The following is a 23,153-nucleotide window of genomic DNA, read 5'->3' as shown; positions in this document are numbered from 1 at the left end:
ACCCGGACCGGCCGCGGGCCCCGCTCCCCGGGAGCGCGCCGGACCGGCCGCCCCCGGCGCCGGGGAACCCGCGCGCGCCTCCGCCACGGACCCCGGCTCCTCCCACCCGGCCCCCGCGCCGCAGCCGGTCCCGGAACCGGCCGGAGGCCCGCCGCGGCGGCGCGGAGCCGCGGGAGTGCCCGGCGCGGAGTCCGAGCGCCGGGCCCGGGGCGGTACCGGCCCGGACCCGGCGCGGCACACCCCTCCCGGCGGGGCCGGCGGACCCGGGCACCGTCCGCCCCTCCCGGGGGCCTCCCCCGCCGCGCCCCCGGCCACGGAACCGGGGGAAGGGCGCGGACGGGTCAGGTACGCGCCGGGCGCCCCCGAGGACGGGCTGCCCGTACTGCCCGAGCTCGCCGCCGTCCTCGCGGCCGCCGCCTCCCGCACCGAGGCCGAACCACCCGGCGGCGGCGCCGTCCTGCGCGACGCGGCCTGCGGCTACTGGTGGCGGCGCGGGCTGCGCTGCCACCCCGGGGACCTGGCCGCCGCCCCCGGCGCCCAGCCCCTGCTGTCCGCGCTGATCGCCGCGCACGGCGGGGACGTCCTGCTGCCCCGGCCCTGCCCCACCTCCTGGACCCCCGAGGCCCGGTTGCTGGGCCACCCCGCCTACCACGTGCCGACCCCCGCCGAGTGCGGCGGCGTGCCCGACCCCTACGCGCTGCTGGAGACCGTACGGCGGGTCCGCGCCGAAGGCGGCCACCCCGCCCTCCTGCTGCTCGCCGTGGCCGACGACCCCACCGGCACCGTCGCCCCGCCCGAGCTGGTGCGCGAGACCTGCGAGGCGGCCGTCGGCGAGGGCCTGCACATCATCAGTGACGAGACCTGGCGCGACACCCTGCACCAGCCGCGCGACACGGTGTTCGTCAGCCCCGCCGAGATGTGCCCCGGGGACGTCACCGTCCTGTGCGACCTGGCCGGCTCCCTCACTCCCACCGCCTGGCCCGCCGCGATCGCCCGCTTCCCCACCACCCCGCGCGGCGCCGTTCGCCGCGCCCGCACCCTGGATCTCCTCACCGCGCTCGGCGCCCGTCTCGCCGCCCCCGTCGCCGCGGCCGCCGCCCACGCCCTCGGCGAGCCCGCACCGGTCACCGAACGCGCCGCCGCCGCGGCGGCGGCACACGCCCAGGTGGCCACGGCGGCCCACCGCGCCGTACTGGCCGCCGGAGCGCTCGCCCTGCCGCCCCGGGCCGGCCGCCACCTGTACGCCGACCTCGGCCCGCTGCGCGGCCCGCTCGCCGAACTCGGCGTCACCGACTCCATGGACCTGGAGGACCACCTCACCGGACGGCTCGGAGCGCCCACCCCCGGCGGACACCGGTTCGGCGACGAACTCGGCGCCCTGCGCGTACGGTTGTCGACCGCGCCCCTGCTGGGAACGGCCCCCCACGAACGCGCGGCAGCGCTCACGGCGGCCCGCCCGCTGGAAACACCGCACGTGGCACGAGCGTTGCACACCTTCGAGTCCGCCCTGCACGAACTGCAGGACCCACGGTGAACGGAGCCCGCAGATGACGGAACCGACGGCACCCCCCGAGCCGGCGGAGGACCGCGCCGGGGGCGACCCGCGCCCCCTCGGCCAGGCGCGCGACTGGCCGAGGTCCTTCGCCGACCGGCTGACCGCGCCGCTGCCCGGCGTCCGCGCGATGGCCAGACTCGCCAGGGAAGGCGCCGTACGACCCAGCCCGGAAGGCCTGCGCGACATCCCCCGCCTGCCGTTCCGGCCCGGCCCACTGCCCGAGGTGGACGCCGACACCCTCTCCGTCACCTGGGCCGGCCACGCCAGCTGGGTCGTCCGCATCGGCGGACTGACCGTGCTCACCGACCCCGTCTGGTCCCGCCGCATCCTCGGCACCCCCGCCCGCATCACCCCCGTCGGCGTGCGCTGGGAGGACCTGCCGCCCGTCGACGCCGTCGTCATCAGCCACAACCACTACGACCACCTCGACGCCCCCACCCTCAAACGCCTGCGCCCCGACACCCCCGTCTTCGTCCCGGCCGGCCTCGGCCGCTGGTTCCGGCGCCGCCGCTTCACCGACGTCACCGAACTCGACTGGTGGGAGACCGCCGAACTGCGCGGCGTGCGCTTCGACTTCGTGCCGTCCCACCACTGGTCCAAGCGCACCCTCACCGACACCTGCCGCTCCCTGTGGGGCGGCTGGGTGCTGCGCGACAGCGACGGGCAGCGCGTCTACTTCGCGGGCGACACCGGCTACGGCCACTGGTTCACGGAGATCGGCCGCCGCCACCCCGGCATCGACGTGGCACTGCTCCCCATCGGCGCGTACGCCCCGCGCTGGTGGCTGCGCGACGTCCACACCGACCCCGAGGAAGCGGTCCAGGCCTTCCAGGACCTCGGCGCGCGCCACATGGCGCCCATGCACTGGGCGACGTTCGTGCTCTCCTCGGAACCCGTCATGGAACCCCACACCCGGCTGATGGCCGCCTGGCAGGACACCGGGCTGCCCCGTGACCGGCTGTGGGACCTACCGATCGGCGGAACGGCCGTTCTCTGAGGAGTGGCCGCGGGTGCGGCGCCATGCCGCCGGGGCCGCGGCCACCAGGACGGTCAGCGTGACCGCGGCCAGCACGCCCTGCCAGGGGCGGGCGAACAGGGAGCCGCCGAGTACGCCGATCAGCTGGTAGGTCGCGGCCCAGGCCAGGCACGCCGGGATGTCACCGCGCAGGAACCGGCGCAGCGGCATTCCGTCCAGGAGGCACGCCAGCATCACCGGGATCCGGCCGGCCGGCACCAGCCGTGACAGGACGAGCACCGACACCCGGTGCGTGCGCAGCCGGGCCCGGGCGTGCTCCAGCCGGTCCGGCGCCGCCCGCGCGCGCAGCTTCGCCAGCAGGCGCGATCCGTTCGTCGACCGCACCCCGCGCTGCCCCAGCCAGTACAGCGACACATCGCCCAGCAGCGCCGCGCCCGCCGCCAGCGCGAAGACGACCAGCAGCGCGAAGGGCAGCGTCTGGTGGAACGCCACCACCGCCGCCGAACTCACGATCGCCCCCGTGGGCACCACCGGCACCAGCGCGCCCAGCGCCACCAGCAGGAACAGCGCCGGGTAGCCGACCGCCTGCTGGGTCGACTCGGACGGCAGCCGGGCGGCCAGCTCGCCCATCACCGGCCCACCTCCGGCCGGACGCTCTCGCCCTGGGCCAGCCGGTGCACCGCGACGCCCGGCGCCAGCCGCGCCGCCTGCCGGACGAACTCGTCGCCCGGGGCGTGGAATTCGTGCGGGCGCACCCCGTCCAGCCCGATCGGCCAGTACGTGCCGTAGTGCACCGGCACGGCGGCGCGCGGCGCCAGCGCGGCGAGGACCTGCGCGGCACGGCCCGCGTCCAGGTGCCCGTGGCCCAGGTAGGGGCCCCAGCCACCGACCGGCAGCAACGCCACCTCGACCGGGCCCACGGCGTCCGCCATCCCGTCGAACAGGCCGGTGTCACCGGCGAAGTACGTCCGTACCGCGCCCTCGATCACATAGCCGAGCGCGGGGGAGCGGCGCGGACCCACCGGCAGCCGCCGGCCGTCGTGCGACGCCGGTACCGCCCGTACCACCAGCTCCTCCACGCGCACCTCGTCACCGGGACCGACCTCGGTGATCCGCAGTCCGTGGAGGCGGCGCAACCCCGGCACCGCTCGCGTCGCGCCGCGTGGCACGATCAGCCGGGTGCCGGGCGCGAGACGGGCCAGCGACGGCAGGTGCAGGTGGTCGGAGTGCAGGTGCGAGATCACCACCGCCTCGGCGCGCGCCGCCTCCGGGGGTGGCAGCAGACCGCGCCGCCGGCGCAGATGGGCGAGCCGGCGCACGAACAGAGGGTCGGTCAGCACCCGCACGCCGGAGTCCTCGACGGTGCACGTCGCATGCCCCCACCAGGTGATTTCCACCGGCATGCCCGCCCTTCTCGATCCGGGGGTCCAAGCTGCCGACGAGCCTAATCGCGCGCCCCCTCGGGCGGGGCCGTTCCGAGTAGGGTCGGGGCCCATGGACGACGTGCGCGTGGCGGCGATCGCCAGTCTGACACCGCTCGAGGAGCTCGACGCGGACCCCTTCCTGGTCGACACGCGCAGCCAGCACGCGATGTGCGAGCGGTGGGCGGCGGACAAGGGTTACGTCGTCAGCCGGCACTTGCTGTGCTACCGGCTGCCGCCCGATCACCCGATGCTGTGGGCGGACGTCGAGGCGGGCGCGGTGGACCTGTTCGTCGCCCCCAACGAACGCGTGCTGGACCGGGCGCTGTCCTCGGCCCGGGACTTCACGGCGGAGTGCGAGCGGCGCGGGGTGCGGCTGGAGACGGCGGGGCTGGACGAGCCGGCGTACGACGCGGCCGCCAAGGCCCATGTGCACCGCAGGCTGTCGATGCCGACCGCGGGCTACGACGGCCGCTGACCCGCCCGCCGACGGCTGCCGCCCGCCGTCGGCCGCCGGAGCGTGTGCCACGCTGGAGGCCAGGTGGGGGCCCGGCCGAGGGGAGAGACGAGCGGCGTGGTGGAAGGGCGAGGGCGCGTCGAGGCGCGCTGGCGCACGGCCGGCGGAGCCCTGCTGCGGATCGTCGTGGTGTGGGCGGTCTCCACGCTCACCATGCTGGCGCTGGCCGGCCTGCTGCCGGATTTCCAGCTCCAGTCCGACGACGGCGACAGCATCACCAGGACAGCGCTCACCGCCGCCTGGGCGGCCGGCGCGTTCGGGCTGCTCAGCGCCCTGGTGTGGCCGCTGGCGGTGCGGGCGCTGCTGCTGGTGCCGGCACTGGTGCTGGGCCTGCTGGGGTTCTTCCTCAACGGCTCGCTGCTGCTGGTGGCGCTCTGGCTGATCCCCGACGGGCGCGGCGAGGCCGACCCGCAGAACGCGGTCGTGGTGGCCGCCGTGATGTCCGCCCTAGCCTCGGCCACCTCGACCGCCCTCGCCGTGGGCGACGACAACGCCTACCGCCGCAGGCTCTCGCGGCTCGCCGGACGGCGCGGCAGGGGCGCCGTCGCCGGTCCCGACAGCCCGCCCGGCACGGTCTTCCTCCAGCTGGACGGCGTCGGCCACCGGGTGCTGCGGGACGCCGTCGCCGCCGGCCTGATGCCGACGGTGGCCGGCTGGCTGGGCACCACCCACCGCCTCACCGCCTGGCGCACCGACTGGTCCAGCCAGACGGGCGCCAGCCAGCTCGGCATCCTGCACGGCACCAACCACGACGTGCCCGCCTTCCGCTGGTACGAGAAGGACACCGGCCGGCTGATGGTCAGCAGCCGGCCCGCGAGCGCGGTCGAACTCCAGCGCCGCGCCGTCGCCCGCACGGGCGACCCCGGGCTGCTCGGCGCGGACGGGGCGAGCCGGGGCAACCTGTTCAGCGGTGGCGCGGACCAGGTGGCCCTGGTGCTGTCGGTGGCGGCCCGCCGCGGCCGGCACAACCGTTCCCGGGCGGGCTACTTCGCGTACTTCCGCGACCCCGCCAACGCCGTCCGGACGGCGGTCTCCTTCGTCGCCGAGGCGGCCCGGGAGATCGGCCAGTCCACCCGGGCCCGCCTCCGGGGGGACCGCCCCCGGGTCGGCCGGGGCGGGCTCTACCCCCTCATCCGTGCCTTCGCCACCGTGGTGGAGCGGGACGTCGTGGTGGCGGCCGTCATCGGGGACCTGCTGGCCGGCCGCACCACCGTGTACGCCGACCTGGTGGCGTACGACGAGGTCGCCCACCACTCGGGACCGCACAGCCGGGACGCGGCCAAGGTGCTCCAGCGGCTCGACCGCTCGATCGCGCTGATCGCCGAGGTCGCCGAGCACGCACCGCGCCCCTACCGGATCGTGCTGCTCTCCGATCACGGCCAGAGCCCGGGGGAGACCTTCGAGAGCGCGTACGGGCTGACGCTCAAGGACCTGGTGCGCGCGGGGTGCGGGCTTCCGGTGCCGCGCCGGGCCGGGCACGCCCCGAGCGGGGCGGAGGCCCGCGACGCGCTGCGCGGCGCCCTGCACCGCTCGGGGGAGGAGGGGCGCCTGGAGCGGCCCGCCCGTGGTTCGGAACCGATGGTGCTGGCCTCGGGCAACCTCGGCCTGGTCCACTTCCCCGACGTGCCCCACCGGATGTCGCGCGAGGAGATCGACCGCCGCCACCCCGCGCTGCTGGGCACCCTGGCCGGCCACCCGGGCATCGGCTTCCTGCTGGTGCGCAGCGAGCAGCACGGCTCGCTGGTGCTCGGCCCGCGCGGCCGGGAGGTTCCCGTCGACGAGCTGACCGACGGCGGGCCGCTCGCCGTCTTCGGGCCGGGTGCCGCCGACGCGGTACGGCGCACGGACTCCTTTCCGCACGCCGCCGACATCATGGTGAACTCCCGGTACGACCCGGCGACCGGCGAGGTGCACGCCTTCGAGGAGCAGGTGGGCTCCCACGGCGGCCTCGGCGGTGAGCAGTCGCGGCCCTTCCTGCTCTCCCCGCTCACCTTCTCGCCGCCGGTGGCCGACGGCCGTGACCTGGTGGGGGCCGAGGAAGTGCACCGGGTGCTACGGCGCTGGCTGCGCGAGTGCCAGGGGCCCCAGGTGCCCATCGGTCCGGCGGCCGGCCCGGCGCAGAAATCCCCGCCACAGCGGCAAGCGGAAGAAGCTTTTCCGGTTACTGACGGTGTCGTGCCGGACAAACGCGGGTGATTTGGAACAGCGTTCTCCGTACCCGACCATGTTCGGGTTTGTACGGAGAAAGGCGCGCCACCCCCATGATCACCGATCCCACCCCCGACGAGCAGAGCAAGCACGCCCGCAGTTTCGGACTGCCGGTCGCCACCGCGCTGGTCATGGGCAACATCATCGGCGGCGGGATCTTCCTGCTCCCGGCGTCCGTCGCCCCCTACGGCACCATCAGCCTGCTCGCCTTCGGTGTCCTCACCGCCGGCGCGATCGCCCTGGCCCTGGTCTTCGGGCGGCTCGCCGCCCGGCACCCGCGGACCGGCGGACCCTACGTCTACGCCCGTGAGGCGTTCGGTGACTTCGCCGGCTTCCTCGCCGCCTGGTCCTACTGGATCACCACCTGGGTCTCCAACGCCGCGCTCGCCGTCGCGGCCGTCGGCTACCTCGACGTACTCGTCCCCGTGCACGGCTCGACGGCCGCGACGCTCACCGCCGCCCTGGCCCTGCAGTGGCTGCCCGCCCTGGCCAACCTGGCCGGTACGCGCTACGTCGGCGCCGTCCAGTTCGTCTCCACCGTGCTGAAGTTCGTGCCGCTGCTGCTGGTCGCCGTCGGCGGGCTGTTCTTCTTCGACGCCGGCAACCTGGGCCCGTTCCAGGCCGGTGACTCCGGTGCCCTGGGCGCGATCTCGGCGTCGGCCGCGATCCTGCTCTTCAGCTACCTGGGCGTGGAGTCGGCCGCGGTCAGCGCCGGCGAGGTGCGCGACCCCGAGCGCAACGTGGGCCGCGCCACCATCCTGGGGACGCTCGGTGCCGCCGTCATCTACCTGCTGGGCACCCTGTCCGTCTTCGGTCTGGTGGCCCACGACCGGCTGGTGGGTTCCACCGCGCCCTTCTCCGCCGCCGTCAACGCCATGTTCGGCGGCTCCTGGGGCGGTGTCGCCGTCGCCTGCATGGCCCTGGTCTCCATGGTCGGCGCGCTGAACGGCTGGACGCTGCTCAGCGCCCAGACCCCGTACGCGGCGGCCCGGGACGGCCTGTTCCCCCGCCTGTTCACCCACAAGCGGCGCGGCGTACCGACGTACGGTGTCCTCGTCACGGTCGTCCTGGCGTCCCTGCTGACCGTCTACAACTACACGGCCGGCACCAAGGGCGTCTTCGAGGTCCTGGTCCTCGTCACGACCTTCACCGCCACCGTGCCCTACCTGCTGTCGACCGCCGCGCAGATCTACTTCCTGGTCTCCGGCCAGTCGCAGCGGGTCCACCGGGGCCGGCTGGTCCGCGACGCGGTGCTCGCCGTGACCGCCTTCGCCTTCTCCATGTGGCTGGTGGCGGGCGCCGGTTACGCGGCCGTCTACCAGGGCGTGCTGTTCCTCTTCGCCGGCGTCCTCGTGTACGCGTGGATGTCGGCCCGCAGGCAGCACGCCCCGAAGCCCTGACGGCTGCCGGCTAGCCCCAGGTGCGCGAGCACAGCACGAGCCGGTAGCCGTCCGGGTCGGCCACCGTCACCCCGTGCTCGTCCCAGTAGGGGTTGTGCGCGGGGACCCGGGTGCCGCCGGCGGCCACCAGCCGCTCCACCAGGCTCTCCGCCACGGGAGCGCCCAGGTGGACCACGAACAGGTCGTCCACGGTGGGCGCCGGCTCCAGCGGGTGCTCGGGGTCGCGGGTCAGCTCGAAGTGCCACGACCCGCCGCGAGGGCCGACCATCAGCAGGTCGTGCTCGCCCGGGACGCGCTCGGTGGTCCGCCACAGCACCTCCAGCCCGAGGCCGTCCACGTGGAAGCGCTCGGCGGCACCGAGGTCGCGGGAGGGCCGGGCCAGACGTACGTGCGTCGTGGAGTCGATCACGCCGAGCCCACGGCGCCCTCGGCGAAGCCGCTCATTCATGAGCATGACCCTAGGGCCTGGCACACCTCGTGACCACGCCTTTCCACGACCGAGCCCCGGAGGGGGCCGCCCTAGGAATACTCCTCCGGTGCGGCCAGGGCGTCCAGGACCGGCCGGATCAGGGGGTGGGTCCCGGCGCCTCGGCGTACCGCGGCGAAGACGCGGCGGTACGCGGCCGGCCCGGTCACGGGGCGGACGACCACGTCCTTGAGTTCGATGCCCCGCAGGGCGGAGCGGGGGACCAGGGCGACCCCGGCGCCCGCGCTGGCCAGCGCGACGACGGCGCGGAAGTCGTCGGACGAGTGCACCAGGCGCGGGTCGAACCCGGCCAGTTCGCAGGCGAGCAGCACCACGTCGTGGCAGGGATTGCCGGGGTAGGGGCCGATCCAGTCGTCGTCGGCGAGTCCGGCGAGCGCCACTTCGGGGTGCTGGGCCAGCGGGTGGCCGGCGTGCAGGACGGCGTCGAAGGGTTCGGCGTACAGCGGTACGCGGGTGAGCCGCCGGTCGCCGTCGCGGGGCGCGCCGCGGTACTCGACGGCGAGCGCGAGGTCGGCCTCGCCGTCGAGGACGAGGGGCAGGGATTCGTCGCCCTCGGCGTCCCGGACGCGTATGCGGATGCCGGGGTGCCGTTCGGCGAGGCGGACGATCGCGGGGGCGAGCACCTCGGCGATGCCGGTGGCGAACGCGGCGACCGTCACCTCGCCGGCGGTGCCGCCGGCGTACGCGGCGAGTTCCGCCTCGGCCCGTTCGAGCTGGGCGAGGACCTCGTTGGCGTGTTCGAGCAGGATCTCGCCGGCCGCGGTGAGCCGTACTCCCCGGCCGCTGCGGGTGAGCAGCGTGTGTCCGGTCTCCTGCTCCAGCGCGGCGAGCTGCTGGGAGACGGCGGACGGGGTCAGGTACAGCGCGGCGGCCGCGGCGGTCACCGTCCGGTGGTCCGCCGCGGCCCGCAGTATGCGCAGACGCCGGGGGTCGATCACCCCGCCATTGTCGCTCGCGCGTCGGTGAACGCGGCCACGGCCCGCTCGACGTCCGCGGTCGAGTGCGCGGCGGACAGCTGGACCCGGATGCGTGCCTGGCCCAGGGGGACGACCGGGTAGGAGAAGCCGATCACGTACACGCCGCGTTCCAGGAGCAGTTCGGCCATCCTGGCCGCCTCCGCCGCGTCACCGATCATCACGGGGGCGATGGGGTGGTCGCCGGGCAGGATCTCGAAGCCCGCCTCCCCCATGCCGGTACGGAAGAGCTTGGTGTTCTCGGCGAGCTTGTTCCGCAGGTCACCGGCGGACTCCAACAGGTCGAGGACCTTGAGGGACGCCGCGGCGATCACCGGGGCGAGGGAGTTGGAGAAGAGGTACGGCCGGGAGCGCTGGCGCAGCAGCTCCACGATCTCGGCCCGGGCCGCGACGTACCCGCCGGAGGCGCCGCCCAGTGCCTTGCCGAGGGTGCCGGTGATGATGTCGACCCGGTCCATCACGCCGTGCAGCTCGGGGGTGCCGCGCCCGCCGGGGCCGACGAACCCGACGGCGTGCGAGTCGTCGACCATGACCATGGCGTCGTAGCGGTCGGCGAGGTCGCAGATCTCCGGCAGCGGCGCCACGTAGCCGTCCATGGAGAACACGCCGTCGGTGACGATGAGCCGACGCCGGGCGTCCCGCGTCTGCTGGAGCTGCCGCTCCAGGTCGGCCATGTCGCGGTTGGCGTACCGGTGCCGGCGCGCCTTGGACAGCCGGATGCCGTCGATGATGGACGCGTGGTTGAGGGCGTCGGAGATGACCGCGTCCTCGGGGCCGAGCAGCGTCTCGAAGACGCCGCCGTTGGCGTCGAAGCAGGAGGAGTACAGGATGGTGTCCTCCTGGCCGAGGAACGCCGACAGGCGCCGCTCCAGGTCCTTGTGGACGTCCTGGGTGCCGCAGATGAAGCGGACGGAGGCCATGCCGTAGCCCCAGCGGTCCAGCGCCTCCTTGGCGGCGCTGACGACCTCGGGGTGGTCGGCGAGGCCGAGGTAGTTGTTGGCGCAGAAGTTGAGCACGTCGCCGGACGCGACGGACACGGTGGCGCTCTGCGGGGTGGCGATGACCCGCTCCGGCTTGTAGAGGCCGGCGTCGCGGATCTCGTCGAGGGTGGCGCGCAGCTCGTCGCGGACGGACGCGTACATAGGTCGGGCTCCTAGGGAGGGAATCAGGCGGTCCAGTCGAGGATGATCTTGCCGCTGCGGGCGGTGGCGGCCTCGTCGAAGGCGGCGTCGAAGTCCTGGTAGGGGTAGCTGCCGGTGATCACCGGGCTCAGGTCGAGGCCGCCTTCCAGCAGCACCGTCATCGCGTACCAGGTCTCGAACATCTCACGGCCGTAGATGCCCTTGACCGTGATCATGGAGGTGACGATCTTCGACCAGTCGACGGCGAACTCCTCGGCCGGCAGGCCCAGCATCGCGATCCGGCCGCCGTGCGTCATATTGGCGACCATGTCCCGCATGGCCTCGGGGCGTCCCGACATCTCCAGGCCGATGTCGAAGCCCTCCCGCAGCCCCAACTGCCGCTGGGCCTCGCCGATGGTCGTCCCGGAGACATTGACGGCCAGGGTCGCGCCGGCCTTGCGGGCCAGCTCCAGCCGGGGTTCGCTCACGTCGGTGATCACCACATTGCGGGCCCCGGCGTGCTTGGCGACCGCCGCGGCCATGATGCCGATCGGCCCGGCGCCGGTGATCAGGACGTCCTCGCCGACGAGCGGGAAGGACAGGGCGGTGTGCACGGCGTTGCCGAACGGGTCGAAGATCGCGGCGACGTCCAGGTCCACCTTGGTGCGGTGCACCCAGACGTTGGACGCGGGCAGCGCCACGTACTCGGCGAACGCGCCGTCCCGCCCCACTCCCAGTCCGACGGTGGCCCGGCACAGGTGGCGGCGGCCGGCCAGGCAGTTGCGGCACTTCCCGCACACCAGGTGCCCCTCGCCGCTGACCAGGTCGCCGACCGCGACATCGCGCACGTCGGCGCCGACGCCCGCGACCTCCCCGACGAACTCGTGCCCCAGCACCAGGGGGGTGCGCACCGCCTGCTGCGCCCAGCCGTCCCAGGACCGGATGTGCAGGTCCGTACCGCAGATGCCGGTGCGCAGCACCCGGATCAGGACGTCGCCGGGCCCGGTCTCGGGCTCGGGCACGTCCATGAGCCACAGGCCGGACTCGGCCTTCTGCTTGACAAGGGCCTTCATCGGGGCGGCTCCAGGCTGGGCGAAGTGCGGGGCGGGCGCCCGGAGGGCGCGCGGGTGATCGACGCGCACCAATCTGCCCAGTGGCGTCCGCCGCGTCCATCGAGGATTTCTTAAGCCGGGCAACAGTCCTGCTTCACGCGCCCGGCGCTCTACGGTCGAGGCATGACGCGACGACACCACGACCGCATCGACCTGGCCGCCCGCGAGTACGGCGGAGACGGCCCGCCGCTCGTCCTGCTGCACGGCGCCGGGCGCACCCTCGCCGACTGGTCGGGTGTCGCGCCCCTGCTCACCGGCCACCACCGGGTCCTCGCCGTGGACCTGCGCAGCCACGGCCTGAGCCCGTCGGGCCACTGGAGCTTCCCCGCCGTCATCGGCGACCTGGAGGCGGTGCTGGACGCGTACGGCATGCCCGGCGCGCTGCCGGTCGGTCATTCGCTCGGCGGCATGCTCGCCGCCCGGTACGCCCGCGAACACCCGGACACCACCCCGGGCGCCGTCAACCTGGACGGCTTCGGGTGGGGCCGGCCCGACCAGTACGTGGGTGCCGATCCGGTGCAGGTCACCGAGCGCCTCGCCCAACTGCGGGAGCTGGCCCAGGCGGCGGCGGTGCGGGTGCTCCCGGCGGGCGGTCTGGCGGACCTGCTCGCCGAGCAGCGCAAGACCTCCGACCAGCTCGGCATCCCCTACGAACGGCTGGAGGCGTCCGCCCGCCGCGCCGTGCGCGAACGGCCCGACGGCCGGCTGGAGCTGCGGCCGGAACGCGAGCACGCGCTGGAGATGCTGGCGGCGATCGACGCGCTGGACGTCTTCGCCCTGTTCCGCGCGGTCCGCCAGCCGCTGCTGCTGGGACGCGCGCTGCGCCCCGTACCCCCCATACCGGGCATGGACTGGTTCGGCGGCCTGATGGCCGCCTACAGCCGAGGGCTCGCCCGCGACCTCGCCGAACTGGCCGCCGGGCGGTCCACGGTGACGGTCGCGGGCATCGACGGCACGCACGCGATGCTGCTGGAGAACCCGCGCGCCGTGGCGGACGCGGTACTGGCGTTCACCACGGCCCTGGAACCGCACCGGTGAACGGCGCCGCGTCCGACCGGGTCTGGTACGCCGCCTACGGCTCCAACACGCACGCCGATCGCCTGGCCCACTACCTGCGGGGCGGCCGGCCGCCGGGCGCCGGCCGGGCCTGTCCCGGGTGCCGCGACCCGCGCCCGCCGATGGCCTCCGTTCCGGTGGAACTGGAGGGCACCCTCTACTTCACCACCGAATCAGTGGTGTGGACCGGCGGCCGGGCCTTCTACGACCCGGACACACCCGGCCGGGTCCTCGCCCGGGCGTACCTGCTCACCACCGCGCAGTTCTCCGACATCGCCGCCCAGGAGATGTACCGCGAGCCGGGCACCGACCTGGAACTCACCGGGGTGCTGCGCGACGGCCGGGCGACCCTGGGGCCGGGCCGGTACGAGACCCTGGTCCGCCCCGGCACCCTGGACGGCGTCCCGGTCCTCACCCTCACCGCCCCGTGGCGGGCCGCCGACGTCACCCCGCGCGCCCCGTCCGCCGGATACGTCCGCCACGTGGCGACGGGCCTGCTCGAAGCAGGCCGGTGGGACCCGGCCACCGTCGCCGGCTACCTGGCCGCCTGCCCCGGCGCCGCCGGCCACTGGACCGCCCGCCGGATCGAGGCGCTGATCACCGGCCGCCCCGCCGGCCCGGACCACCCCCGCGGCCCGGACCACCCCTGCGGCCCTGGCGACCCGGGCGACGCGGATGGTGCGGACGGCGCGGACGGCCGGGGCGTCGCCGGTCCCTGACGCCGCCCGCCGCCGGGTCCATTACCTCCCGGGTAATCGACCCGCCCCCGGCCGCCCGGCAAGGTGGCGGCAACCGGGCCCCGGGCGGCGCACTCCGCCCGGGCCCCGGCCCGCCCGGCCCTCACACCCGACCTCGATGGAGGCTGATCCGTCATGTCACCGGCCCTGCTCAACGGACTCGCCCGCACCACCGAGCCGCGCATCGCGCTGCGCCGTTTCCTCGCCCTCGACGCGCTGGTCACCGCGGCCAACGGGCTGGCGTACGCCGCTGCGTCCGGCCCGCTCGGGCGGTCGCTGGGCGTCGACCCCGCGCTGCTGCTGGGCGTCGGTGTCTTCCTCACGCTGTTCGCGGCCGGGGTCGGACACCTCGCCTCCCGGCGCGAGCCGCCCGCCGCGGCCGTCGGGCTGGTCGTCGGCGCCAACGCGGCCTGGGCCGTGCTGAGCGTGGCCGCGCCGTTCGTGTGGCTGACGCCCACCATCGCCGGCGCGATCTGGATCCCGGCCCAGGCGGCGGTCGTCGCCGGCTTCGCCGGGCTCCAGTGGTCGGCGCTGCGCGCGGTGGGCGGGGTCTAGAGCGACGTGCGGAGCCGGGCGGCGGTCTCCGGGTCGGCCGGGAGGAAGGTCTCGATCGCCAGCTCGGCGACCGTCACGTCCATCGGGGTGTTGAAGGTCGAGATGGACGAGACGAAGGACAGCACGTGACCGCCGTGCTCGATCCGCAGCGGCAGGGCGAAGTACGGCGGTGCCTCGGAGCCGGCGGTCTCGTCGCCGCCCGTCTCCGGCAGGGGATAGGCCGCCACCTCCTCGTACACCTCGCGCAGCGCCGCGGAGCGGGCCAGCGCGAGCCGGCGTTCCATCTGGGCCAGCAGATGCCCGCGCCACTCCGGCAGGTTGCGGATCCTCGGCGCCAGCCCGAGCGGGTGCAGGGTGATCCGCATGGCGTTCATCGGCGGTGTCAGCAGGTGCGCGGGCAGCCCGGCCAGCAGCGCCGCGATGCCCCGGTTCGCGGCCAGCACCGTGTACGCGCCGTCCACGACGAGCGCCGGATACGGGTCGTACCCGGCCAGCAGGGTCTCGATGCCCTCGCGCAGCGTCCCCAGGGAAGGGGCGTCGAGGGGTGTCTCGGAGTAGTGGGGCGCGTAACCGGCCGCCAGCAGAAGGGCGTTGCGGTCCCGCACCGGCACCTCCAAGTGCTCCGCCAGGCGCAGGACCATCTCCTCGCTGGGCCGGGACCTGCCCGTCTCGACGAACGATATGTGCCGGGCCGACGAGCCGGCGCGCAGCGCCAGCTCCAGCTGGCTCAGCCGCCGCCGTTCCCGCCAGTCGCGCAGCAGCGGCCCCGCTCCCGTACCGCTCACCACAGTTGCCATACGGTCGACGGTAACCCGGCTCACCTGTCCGGAGGGACGCCGCACGTGTTGACCGCCACCCCCGCGCCGTCGGACCGTATCGTCACCGTCACCGTCACCGTCACCGTCACCGTCACGCCCGCCGCATCGCGCCCGACCGGGAGGAGCACGGACATGCCCACTGAGCCGCTGTCGCAGAAGGAGATCGAGGACCGCCTGCGGGAACTCCCCGGCTGGTCCCTGGACGGCGACCGGATCGCCCGTACGTACCGCCTCGGCACGCACTTCGCCGCGACCGCGCTGGTCGTCCATGTCGCCCAGATCCAGGAGGAGTTGAACCACCACTCCGATCTCACGCTGGGCTACGACACGGTCGCCCTGTCCGTGCACACCCACTCCGCGGGCGGCGCGCTCACCGAGCTGGACTTCGAGCTCGCCACCCGGGTCGACCGGATCGCGCCCACGCACGGCGCCGCCTGACGCCGCGCGGACCGCCGCCGGACCGCGCGGGTGACCCGGTACGCCGACCCCTCGTAAGCATGTCTGAATTGCCGGAATGGCAAGAAATGTCGCTACAGAACGCCTGGTCGCTGCACGCTGCCCCCCATGAACGATCACCACCAGCGCCGGCACCCCGCTCCCGGCGCCCCGCACCCGCACGACCACACCCACATGGACTGGAACGAGCTGGCCCCGCTGCTGGAACGGGGGGCCGAGCTCCAGACGCCGCTGTACCGCGAGGCGGCGGCCTGGCTCGGCGATCTGCTCCCGGCGGCCGGCGTGCGCCGGATCATCGACGTCGGCAGCGGGCCCGGCGTGCCGGCGTGCCTGCTCGCTCAGGCGTTCCCGCACGCGGAGGTCGTCGCCGTCGACTTCACGCCCGAACTGCTGGAGCGGACCGAGGAGCGGGCCCGGGCCGCCGGCCTGCGGGTCACCACGCGCCGGGCCGAACTCCCCGGCGACATCCCCGACCTGGGGCCGGCCGACCTGGTCTGGGCCGCCGACTCCCTGCACCACCTGGGCGACCAGCGGGCCGCGCTGGTGGACCTGGCGGGACTGCTCCGGCCCGGTGGTCTGCTGGCCGTCGTGGAGGGCGGCCTGCCCACCCGCCACCTGCCGCAGCACGCCGGTATCGGCCGCCCGGGGCTGGAGGCCCGGATCGACGCGGTGATGGCCGACTGGTTCGTGGAGATGCGGGCGGCGCTGCCCGGGGCCAAGGACGAGCCGGAGGACTGGCGGGCCCTGCTGAGCGGCGCGGGACTCACGCCGAGCGGAACCCGCTCGTTCCTCCAGGACATCCCGGCGCCGGTCACCGACACCGTACGCGAACAGGTCGTCGCCGCCTTCACCCGGCGCCGGGCAGTCGTCGGCGAACGCCTGCCCCGCGACGACCGCGCCGCCCTGGACCGGCTGCTGGACCCGGCCGACCCGCAGAGCCTCCACGGCCGCCCGGACGTGTTCGTGCTCAGCGCCCGCACGGTGCACACCGCCCGCCGCGGCTGAAAGTCCGGGGACCGGAGATCAGGACACCGGCTCCAGCCGCCACCACTGCGACGGCGAGTCGGTGTCCTCCCACTGCCGGACGCCGGCGCCCGCCTCCAGCGAGCCGTCGGCGACCTCCAGCAGCAGCCCGCTGATGAAGCTGACCAGTGTCACCGTCCCCGGGTCGGCCAGGTCCTGCTCGATCGCCCACTCCTGGGCGCCGAAGTTGTTCGCCCGCCACTGCTGCACCCGGGCGCCGTTCTCGGTCGACGCCCCGGCCACGTCGAGCCGCTTGCCGCTCGCCGCGTTGACCAGGTGGTGCAGCCCGCCGCCGTTGGGTACCGGGGTGATGTGCCACCGCTGCCCGGCGGAGCCGGTCTCCCGGCCCTGCCGCACCACGGCGCCGCTGCCGCGCGCGCCGTCGCGGACCTCCAGCACCAGCCCGCTGGCGACATTGCGCACCAGGTAGAGCCCCTCCTCGACCGGCGGCGGCCCCGGTTCGCGCACTGCGCTCACTGCCCCGCACCCCTCTTTCGCTGATCATCGTCAGCGACAGCGTAGGCAACGCCGTTCCGCCCGGCGCCGGCCGGGCGGAATCGGGCTCAGCGCAGCAGACGCGGCAGCCGGAACGGAAGCCGGCGGCCCCCGCGTACGACCAGCCAGGCGGTGCCCAGGCCGATGGCGGCGCCGGCGGCCACGTCGCTGGGGTAGTGCGCGCCCGAGTGCACCCGTTCCACGGCCACCAGCGCGGCCGGGACGGCGCAGACGGCGCCGATCGGGGGCGCCGTGGCGGCGACCGCCGCCGTGAAGGCCAACGCGGCGGCCGTGTGACCGGAGGGGAAGGACGAGCTGTCGGGCCGGTCGTGCACGTCGTCGTGAGGTATCAGCTCCTTGGGCGGCCGGCGCCGCTCGTAGAGCTGTTTGCACACTCCGTTGGAGATCAGCTCGGCCAGGCCCATGCTCACCAGGCCCTTCACCGCCGCCTCACGACCCCTGGGGCCGCCCGCCGCGGACATCGCCGCGGCGGCGCCCCACCACAGCTTGGTGCGCTGGGCGGCGGATTCGACGGCGGGCAGCAACTGGCGCGCCCACCCGGACCTCCAGTGCGCCACGCGCCGGGTCAGACGCCGGTCGCCTTCTCTCACGTCGGCAAGGCTGGTCATGATCGTCTGTTTCCCGGTCGACGGCTGTTCACACAAGTACGAAATCGGTCTCATGGCTCGGGCGGATGGGGGTACTCAGAGCGCAGACCGAGATCCGCACGTCTGACGCAGGAGGAGCCTGTGAGCGACATCGAAGGCCCTGGCCGCAGGGACCCGAACAAGGCGGCCGCAGTGGCGGGCACAGTGCAGGACAAGGCCGCGCAGGGCGCCGGGCTGGTCGGCGAGAAGGCCGCGGACGTGGCCGGCACCGCGAAGGAACAGGCCGGCAACGTGGCTGGCGAGGCCACCGCCCAGGTGCGGGACCTGGCTGGTGAGGTGCGCTCCCAGCTACAGGAACAGGCCCGGTCGCAGACCCGGAACCTGGCCGAAAATGTACGTCGGCTGGCGGACGAGCTGCGCGAGATGAGTGACAACGGCAAGCCGGGCTCCACGGCGGCCGGGGTCGTACGGCAGATCGCGGACGGCGGTCACCAGGTGGCCTCCCGGGTGGAGAGCCGGGGGCCCGACGGCCTCCTGGACGACCTGCGCGGGTTCGCCCGGCGCCGACCGGGGATGTTCCTGGCCGGCGCGGCACTGGCGGGGTTCGCCGTGGCGCGTGCCGGCAAGGGCGTGAGCGCGGCCGGTTCGGGCGACGGCGGTGACGGCGGCGAGCGCCGCGACACCGACCGGCCCGTGCCCGCCACCGGCGCGATCCCCGCCGGCGGAGAGCCGACGACACCGGGCAGCGGGTACGTGGAGCCCGACCCGCTCGACGTGTACGGCCAGTCGCAGCCGCCCCACTACACCCCCGGCGGTCAGGGGCTGGGCACCCCGCCGCCCACCGCGCCACCGCCGCCACCCACCTCCCCGCCGTCCGCCTATCCGCCGCCCGCCGCCCCGTCCCCGGCGACGGAGCGGTACCCGCAGCAGCCGCCGCAGGGGAGCTGAACCATGGCCCTGTCCTCGGAACACGCGGGCACCGGTACCGGCGTACCGGCCGGACCCGCACCGACCCCGCCGCCCTCGTACGCGGCGAGCACCGCCCCACCACCGGCCGGTGAACCGTCGATCGGCGACCTGATCGGCGAGATCGGCAAGGACGTCTCCCAGCTGGTCCGTGACGAGATCGAGCTGGCCAAGGCGGAGCTCAAGCAGGAGTCCACCAAGGCGGGCAAGGCCGCCGGCATGGTCGCCGGTGCCGGTTACGCCGGTCACCTGGTGCTGCTGCTGGGCAGCCTGACCGTCATCTTCGCGCTCTCCAACGTCATGGACCCGGCGTGGGCCGCCCTGATCGTGACCGTCGTGTGGGCGGTGGTGGGCGCGGTCCTCTACGTGAACGGCCGCAAGCGGCTGCGGACCGTGAACCTCAAGCCCGAGCAGACAGTGGAAACCCTGAAGGAGGACGCCCGATGGGCACGGAACCCGACCAGCTGAGGACCGATGTGGAACAGACGCGGGCACACCTGGCCCGCAACGTGGACCTCCTGGCGGAGAGGGTGACCCCACGCAGGATCGCCCGCCGCAAGGTCGGCAGCGCACAGCACCGACTCCACGGAATCAGGGAGCGGGTCATGGGCTCGGCACAGAACACCACCAGCAGCCTCTCCGAGAGCGCGCAGAGCGCCAAGGACAGTGCCGCGCAGACGGCCGGACGCGTCGGCGAGAAGGCCAAGGACACCGCCGGACAGATCGGCGAGGCCGCCCAGCAGGCGCCGGCCCGCGCCCTTGAGCAGACCCAGGGCAGCCCCCTGGCGGCCGGGCTCATCGCGTTCGGCGCCGGCATGCTCGCCGCGGCCCTGCTGCCCGCCTCCAAGGCCGAGGAGCGCCTCGGCGAGCAGCTTCGCTCGCACTCCGACGAGCTGCTCGAACCCGTCAAGCAGACCGCCCAGGAAGCGGTCCAGGACGTGAAGGAGGGCCTGCGCGAGCCGGCCACCCAGGCCATGGAGGCCGTCAAGGACACGGCCCGTGACGCCGCGGACACCACCAAGCAGCAGGCGCAGGGCGCCGGCCAGGAGACGACCGAGGGCCTGCGGGGCATCGGCCAGGACGGCGCCCGTGAGGTACGCGACCAGTCCGGTGGTGGCCCGGCCCGCTGACCCCGGCGCCGCCGCCCCACTCCCGACCGACGACCGGCCGCCGCCCCCCGGGGCGGCGGCCGGTCCGCTGCGCGGTGCCGGGTCCGGTGGGGCCGGCCGCGGGCGGCGGTGGCCCGTCGGCACCAACGGGTACGACACCCGCCGGTGACCGGGGCTCAGTCCTCCGACGGGTCGCCGCAGCAGCTGTCGCCGCGCAGCGCGCGGCCGTACGCCAGCCAGTACGCGTGCCCCGGTGGCCCGCCCGGCTCCCGGGAGCCCCTGTCCCGGGGGACGGCGGCGACCAGGTCGCCCTGGCGGTGCGGCACACCGCCGACCACCACCATGCTCGTCGAGACCAGACTGGCGAAGTCGGTGAAGGGATCGCCGTCGACGACGGTGAGGTCGGCGATCTTCCCGGGCTCGACGGTCCCGAGATCCTCGTCCAGGCCGAACAGCCGGGCGGGCACCGTGGTGACGGTGCGCAGCACCTGGTCGGCCGTGAACCCGTGGGCCCGCAGGGCGCGCAGCGCCAGGTGCAGGTGGAGGCCGACGGGGACCAGCGGCGCGTCGGTGCCCAGGGCGAGGACCACCCCCCGGGAGACGGCCTCGCGGTAGCCGGCCGCCTCGGCCGCCAGCATCTCCAGCTGCCTCGGCGTGGGCGCGGTCCCGGCCGTCTCCCGGACCAGGGCGGTGTCCCAGGGCGGCATCAGCGCGGTCACCCTGGGGTCCTCGGCCAGCCGCGGGTCCGCGCCCAGCAGCGGCAGCGCGGTGAACGGCGTGGCGATCAGGGCGAAGGCGCCGGCACCGTACTGCGCGAACACGTCCTGGTGGATGCGGCCCAGGAGACTGGTGGCGTGCCCGTGTTCGAGGCGCTGCGTCGCCTGGAGATGGGTGGTCAGGTCCTGCCCGGCGTTGCGCCCGGGGGAACACAGGTGGCTGCCGGAGGGCACCCCGAGCCGGTGGGCGGTACGGGCGGCCTCGGCCATGATCCGGCCAGGGGCGCGGACGTAGGTCTTGACGAAGTCGGCGTCCAGCGCGGTCACCCGCTCCAGGGAACGGCGCACCCCGGCCCCGGTGGTGTGGGCCCGGTCCTCGCTGTAGGCGACCCGCGAGCCGTCGATGAACTCCGTGCAGGCCAGCAGCCGGGGCCCGAGCGCCTGCCCGGTCGCCAGGGCCTCCCGCATCCGCACGGAGGCGTAGGCGGGGCCGCCCATGGAGGCCGTGGTGGTGATGCCGTACGCGAGCGCCAGGAGGTTCTGCCGGCCGCCGTAGGGGGCGGGACGGGGGTGGACGTGGCTGTCGAACAGACCGGGCAGGACCGTGCGGTCGGAGGCGTCGACGGTCCGGTGCCCCCGGCGGCGGGGCCGGTGCGGCTCCACACCGGTGACGCGGTTTCCGGCCAGCAGGATGTCCACGTCCTGCCGCGGCCGGTCCGCGACGCCGTCCCAGAGCTGACCGGCGTGGATACGGACGATGTCGCCGCGGGGCGGCGCACCGCGCCGGGCGGAGAGCCGGACGGGCACGGTACGCGTGCCGGTGCCGTCCGGGCCGGTCAGGCGCAGCCGGCCGTTGGACAGGTACAGCAGGGCGCGGGAGTCGGCGGACCAGCTCGGGTGGTCGGCCGGCTCGTCGGTGAGCCGCCGGGGTGGTCCGGTGGGGCCGCCGGTGGCGGAGACGGGCAGCAGCCACAGGGCGGACTCCACGACCAGGGCCATCCAGCGGCCGTCGGGCGACCAGACCGGGCCGGAGGAGCAGCGGTCGGACAGCGACTGGTGGTCGGCGGCCAGGTGCCGGGTGTCGGCGCCGGTCACGGTGTCGATGACGCGGATCAGGTTGTAGCCCTCGCGGAAGCGGCCGTTGAGCCGGTTGCGGTCGCAGAAGGCCACCCGGCGGCCGTCGGGCGACCAACTGGGCGCCCCGGGCAGGCCGCCTCCGCCCAGCGGCTCGGCCAGTACCCGGTGGGTGCCGGTGGCCAGGTCGTGCACCAGCAGCTTGCCGAAGCTGTCCAGGCAGGCCAGCCGGGTGCCGTCCGGTGACAGGGCCGGACTGAAGCGGCCCTCCCCGCCCGCCAGCAGCGTGTCCGTGCCCCCGTCCAGGTCGTGGCGGTACACGGCGGTGAGCCCGTCGCGGTCCGAGCAGTAGACGACGCTCCGCCCGTCCGGGGCCCAGGACGGCATCTGCACGTACTGGGCGGGGGCGGCCCGCACCAGGCGCCGGGGCGCGGCCCCGGGGGCCAGCAGCCACAGCGCGTTCAGAGCGGCGAAGGCGACGCGCCGCCCGTCCGGGGCGAGGACGGGCGTGTCGACGCCCCGCACCGGGGCGGGGGCGGTGGAGTCCGGCTCGCGCCGTTTGCGGCGGCGGGCGGGGGAGGGGAGCGGCAGCCGGGCGGTGAAGGGGATCTCCGTCACGGTCCCGGAGGCCAGGGCGCGGATCCGGATCCGACCGTCCCCCAGGTGGAGCAACCGGTCCTCGCCGATCCACGACACCGGCGCCGCGGCGACGTCCTCACCGCTGACCACCGGCCGCCCGTCGACCACCACCGTGACCGCGGCCGCCGGGGGCCGGGACGCGGACGAGGAGGTACCGGTCAGGTGGAGGTGGGCGACGCGGCCGGCCGGGGAGACGGAGGGGCACAGCACACGGCCCTCGGCCACCGTGCGGATGACGACCGCCTCCCCTCCGGAGGCCGGGACCCGCGCCAGGCTCCGGCCCCCGTCGTTGCCGCCGTCCGGGGTCCTGGCGGCGCGCACGAACACCACGTGCCGGCCGTCCGGCGTCCACGTCGGGTCGTAGTCCTCGAAGGGGCCGCCCGGCGCCCCGTCGCCGGTCAGCCGGTCCAGCCGGCCGTCGGCCAGGCGGAGGGTCCAGATCCCGCAGGAGCTGCCCGCCACCGGATCGCCGCCGCGGTCGGAGGAGAACGCCAGTCTCGTCCCGTCCGGGGACCAGGCCACGCCCCGGTCGTCCCACGGGCCGTCCGTGAGCTGCCGCAGGCCGGTGCCGTCCGGTCGCATGGTCCACAGGTGGAACCCGCCGCCCGCGTAGGCGCACAGCGCCACCGCCGAACCGTCGGGCGAGATGGCCGGCCGGGTCGGCTCCAGTTCCCACTCCGTCAGCCGCAGCGCCTCGCCGCCGCGTTCGGGGATCCGCCACAGGATGCCCTGCACCTCGGCGATCAGCAGGTCCCCGGCCGGCGAGGCGGTGACCGAGCCACCGGTCACCGCCCGGTAGGTCACCGTCGCGGTTTCCGCGCGGTCACGGTCGTCGCCGCCGGCCGTCGGCGCCCCGTGCGCCGGCGTGTGCTCGATCGCTCCGGCGAGTCCCGCCGCCGAGGCACTCCGGAGGAAGAGTCGCCGACTGACCGGGTTGAACCTCACCGGGGCCTCCATGCGTCCATGTGTCCACGTGTCCGTGTCCGTGTCCGACGTGCCGGCCGCCACCGGCCGCGCGCTGTCGCGGCGTGCCCCAGCAGCGTCGCACGGCGGGACCGCGGCGGCAGGCGGTAGCGGCGCGAAACGCTCGTCCGACGGCCCGTCACACGCTGCTAGGGTCGACCGACGCA

General features: G+C 75.1%; 23 protein-coding genes. 13 read left to right on the top strand and 10 right to left on the bottom strand.

Going from position 1 to position 23,153, the window contains the following annotated elements:
• The first annotated feature begins 373 nt into the window (after positions 1-373).
• Together AB0H53_RS06760 and AB0H53_RS06755 are read left to right on the top strand one after the other, a co-directional pair.
• Entirely contained in the window at positions 374-1,534 is a 1,161-nt protein-coding gene (locus tag AB0H53_RS06760; RefSeq protein WP_362108561.1) for an aminotransferase class I/II-fold pyridoxal phosphate-dependent enzyme, read from the top strand.
• Between the two features lie 13 nt (positions 1,535-1,547).
• Positions 1,548-2,552 carry an MBL fold metallo-hydrolase gene (locus tag AB0H53_RS06755; protein ID WP_362108233.1) on the top strand — a complete coding sequence of 335 codons (1,005 nt, stop codon included), beginning with the start codon at positions 1,548-1,550 and terminating at the stop codon, positions 2,550-2,552.
• On the opposite strand, the gene AB0H53_RS06750 is transcribed toward AB0H53_RS06755, so the two are convergent.
• Both AB0H53_RS06750 and AB0H53_RS06745 read right to left on the bottom strand, forming a co-directional pair.
• Entirely contained in the window at positions 2,523-3,161 is a 639-nt protein-coding gene (locus AB0H53_RS06750) for a VTT domain-containing protein (RefSeq protein WP_362108231.1), read from the bottom strand. The two genes, AB0H53_RS06755 and AB0H53_RS06750, sit on opposite strands and share 30 nt — an antisense overlap.
• Positions 3,161-3,934 (bottom strand): MBL fold metallo-hydrolase, encoded by a 774-nt coding sequence (locus AB0H53_RS06745; RefSeq protein WP_362108229.1) that lies wholly within the window; start codon positions 3,932-3,934, stop codon positions 3,161-3,163. Before AB0H53_RS06745 ends, AB0H53_RS06750 begins: the two co-directional genes overlap by 1 nt.
• Positions 3,935-4,025: 91 nt before the next feature.
• On the opposite strand from AB0H53_RS06745, the gene AB0H53_RS06740 reads away from it, so the two are divergent.
• The 3 genes from AB0H53_RS06740 (at position 4,026) to AB0H53_RS06730 (ending at position 8,077) form a co-directional block, all read left to right on the top strand.
• Entirely contained in the window at positions 4,026-4,430 is a 405-nt protein-coding gene (locus tag AB0H53_RS06740) for a hypothetical protein (RefSeq protein ID WP_362108227.1), read from the top strand.
• A 165-nt stretch (positions 4,431-4,595) separates the two neighbouring features.
• Complete coding sequence (locus AB0H53_RS06735; RefSeq protein ID WP_362108559.1) at positions 4,596-6,665, top strand: phage holin family protein; 2,070 nt, start codon at positions 4,596-4,598, stop codon at positions 6,663-6,665.
• 65 nt (positions 6,666-6,730) lie between these two features.
• Complete coding sequence (locus tag AB0H53_RS06730; protein WP_362108225.1) at positions 6,731-8,077, top strand: amino acid permease; 1,347 nt, start codon at positions 6,731-6,733, stop codon at positions 8,075-8,077.
• A 10-nt stretch (positions 8,078-8,087) separates the two neighbouring features.
• Here the strand turns inward: AB0H53_RS06730 and AB0H53_RS06725 are convergent, their stop codons facing one another.
• From AB0H53_RS06725 to tdh, 4 genes are all read right to left on the bottom strand, one after another.
• Complete coding sequence (locus AB0H53_RS06725; RefSeq protein WP_362108223.1) at positions 8,088-8,525, bottom strand: VOC family protein; 438 nt, start codon at positions 8,523-8,525, stop codon at positions 8,088-8,090.
• A 71-nt stretch (positions 8,526-8,596) separates the two neighbouring features.
• On the bottom strand, positions 8,597-9,502 hold the full coding sequence (locus AB0H53_RS06720; protein WP_362108221.1) for a LysR family transcriptional regulator: 906 nt from the start codon (positions 9,500-9,502) through the stop codon (positions 8,597-8,599).
• The gene (locus tag AB0H53_RS06715) at positions 9,499-10,680 is read right to left on the bottom strand and encodes a glycine C-acetyltransferase (RefSeq protein WP_362108219.1); all 1,182 of its coding nucleotides are present in this window, start codon (positions 10,678-10,680) and stop codon (positions 9,499-9,501) included. The genes AB0H53_RS06720 and AB0H53_RS06715 overlap by 4 nt, the downstream gene beginning before the upstream one ends.
• Before the next feature lie 23 nt (positions 10,681-10,703).
• Positions 10,704-11,732 carry an L-threonine 3-dehydrogenase gene (gene tdh, locus AB0H53_RS06710; protein ID WP_362108217.1) on the bottom strand — a complete coding sequence of 343 codons (1,029 nt, stop codon included), beginning with the start codon at positions 11,730-11,732 and terminating at the stop codon, positions 10,704-10,706.
• Between the two features lie 162 nt (positions 11,733-11,894).
• Between tdh and AB0H53_RS06705 the strand changes: the two genes are divergently transcribed.
• From AB0H53_RS06705 to AB0H53_RS06695, 3 genes are all read left to right on the top strand, one after another.
• Complete coding sequence (locus AB0H53_RS06705; RefSeq protein WP_362108215.1) at positions 11,895-12,809, top strand: alpha/beta hydrolase; 915 nt, start codon at positions 11,895-11,897, stop codon at positions 12,807-12,809.
• Positions 12,806-13,546, top strand: coding sequence for a histone deacetylase (locus tag AB0H53_RS06700; protein WP_362108213.1), 741 nt, complete (start codon positions 12,806-12,808; stop codon positions 13,544-13,546). Before AB0H53_RS06705 ends, AB0H53_RS06700 begins: the two co-directional genes overlap by 4 nt.
• A gap of 153 nt (positions 13,547-13,699) precedes the next feature.
• Positions 13,700-14,119, top strand: a complete 420-nt coding sequence (locus AB0H53_RS06695; RefSeq protein WP_362108211.1) for a hypothetical protein — start codon at positions 13,700-13,702, stop codon at positions 14,117-14,119.
• On the opposite strand, the gene AB0H53_RS06690 is transcribed toward AB0H53_RS06695, so the two are convergent.
• A complete protein-coding gene (locus AB0H53_RS06690) occupies positions 14,116-14,916 on the bottom strand; it encodes a helix-turn-helix transcriptional regulator (protein ID WP_362108209.1) in 801 nt (266 codons plus the stop codon). The genes AB0H53_RS06695 and AB0H53_RS06690 overlap by 4 nt on opposite strands.
• A gap of 153 nt (positions 14,917-15,069) precedes the next feature.
• Here AB0H53_RS06690 and AB0H53_RS06685 point away from each other — a divergent pair, with 153 nt between their 5' ends.
• Both AB0H53_RS06685 and AB0H53_RS06680 read left to right on the top strand, forming a co-directional pair.
• Positions 15,070-15,375: a 4a-hydroxytetrahydrobiopterin dehydratase gene (locus tag AB0H53_RS06685; protein WP_362108207.1), complete on the top strand. Its 306-nt coding sequence runs from the start codon at positions 15,070-15,072 to the stop codon at positions 15,373-15,375.
• A gap of 126 nt (positions 15,376-15,501) precedes the next feature.
• Positions 15,502-16,398: a class I SAM-dependent methyltransferase gene (locus AB0H53_RS06680; protein ID WP_362108205.1), complete on the top strand. Its 897-nt coding sequence runs from the start codon at positions 15,502-15,504 to the stop codon at positions 16,396-16,398.
• An 18-nt stretch (positions 16,399-16,416) separates the two neighbouring features.
• On the opposite strand, the gene AB0H53_RS06675 is transcribed toward AB0H53_RS06680, so the two are convergent.
• Positions 16,417-16,893, bottom strand: coding sequence for an RICIN domain-containing protein (locus tag AB0H53_RS06675; RefSeq protein ID WP_362108203.1), 477 nt, complete (start codon positions 16,891-16,893; stop codon positions 16,417-16,419).
• An 86-nt stretch (positions 16,894-16,979) separates the two neighbouring features.
• On the bottom strand, positions 16,980-17,540 hold the full coding sequence (locus AB0H53_RS06670) for a phosphatase PAP2 family protein (protein WP_362108201.1): 561 nt from the start codon (positions 17,538-17,540) through the stop codon (positions 16,980-16,982).
• Between the two features lie 120 nt (positions 17,541-17,660).
• On the opposite strand from AB0H53_RS06670, the gene AB0H53_RS06665 reads away from it, so the two are divergent.
• The 3 genes from AB0H53_RS06665 to AB0H53_RS06655 are packed head-to-tail and all read left to right on the top strand — an operon-like array spanning position 17,661 to position 19,615.
• Positions 17,661-18,467: a hypothetical protein gene (locus AB0H53_RS06665; RefSeq protein WP_362108199.1), complete on the top strand. Its 807-nt coding sequence runs from the start codon at positions 17,661-17,663 to the stop codon at positions 18,465-18,467.
• Positions 18,468-18,470: 3 nt separating this feature from the next.
• A complete protein-coding gene (locus AB0H53_RS06660) occupies positions 18,471-18,953 on the top strand; it encodes a phage holin family protein (RefSeq protein WP_362108197.1) in 483 nt (160 codons plus the stop codon).
• A complete protein-coding gene (locus AB0H53_RS06655; RefSeq protein ID WP_362108195.1) occupies positions 18,929-19,615 on the top strand; it encodes a DUF3618 domain-containing protein in 687 nt (228 codons plus the stop codon). The genes AB0H53_RS06660 and AB0H53_RS06655 overlap by 25 nt, the downstream gene beginning before the upstream one ends.
• Positions 19,616-19,770: 155 nt before the next feature.
• On the opposite strand, the gene AB0H53_RS06650 is transcribed toward AB0H53_RS06655, so the two are convergent.
• Positions 19,771-22,968, bottom strand: coding sequence for an amidohydrolase family protein (locus AB0H53_RS06650; protein ID WP_362108193.1), 3,198 nt, complete (start codon positions 22,966-22,968; stop codon positions 19,771-19,773).
• Positions 22,969-23,153: the final 185 nt, after the last annotated feature.

Origin of the sequence: Streptomyces sp. NPDC050856, from assembly GCF_040653855.1 — a bacterium.
Taxonomy (GTDB): domain Bacteria; phylum Actinomycetota; class Actinomycetes; order Streptomycetales; family Streptomycetaceae; genus Streptomyces.
This window is presented reverse-complemented; position numbering and strand designations above follow the sequence as displayed.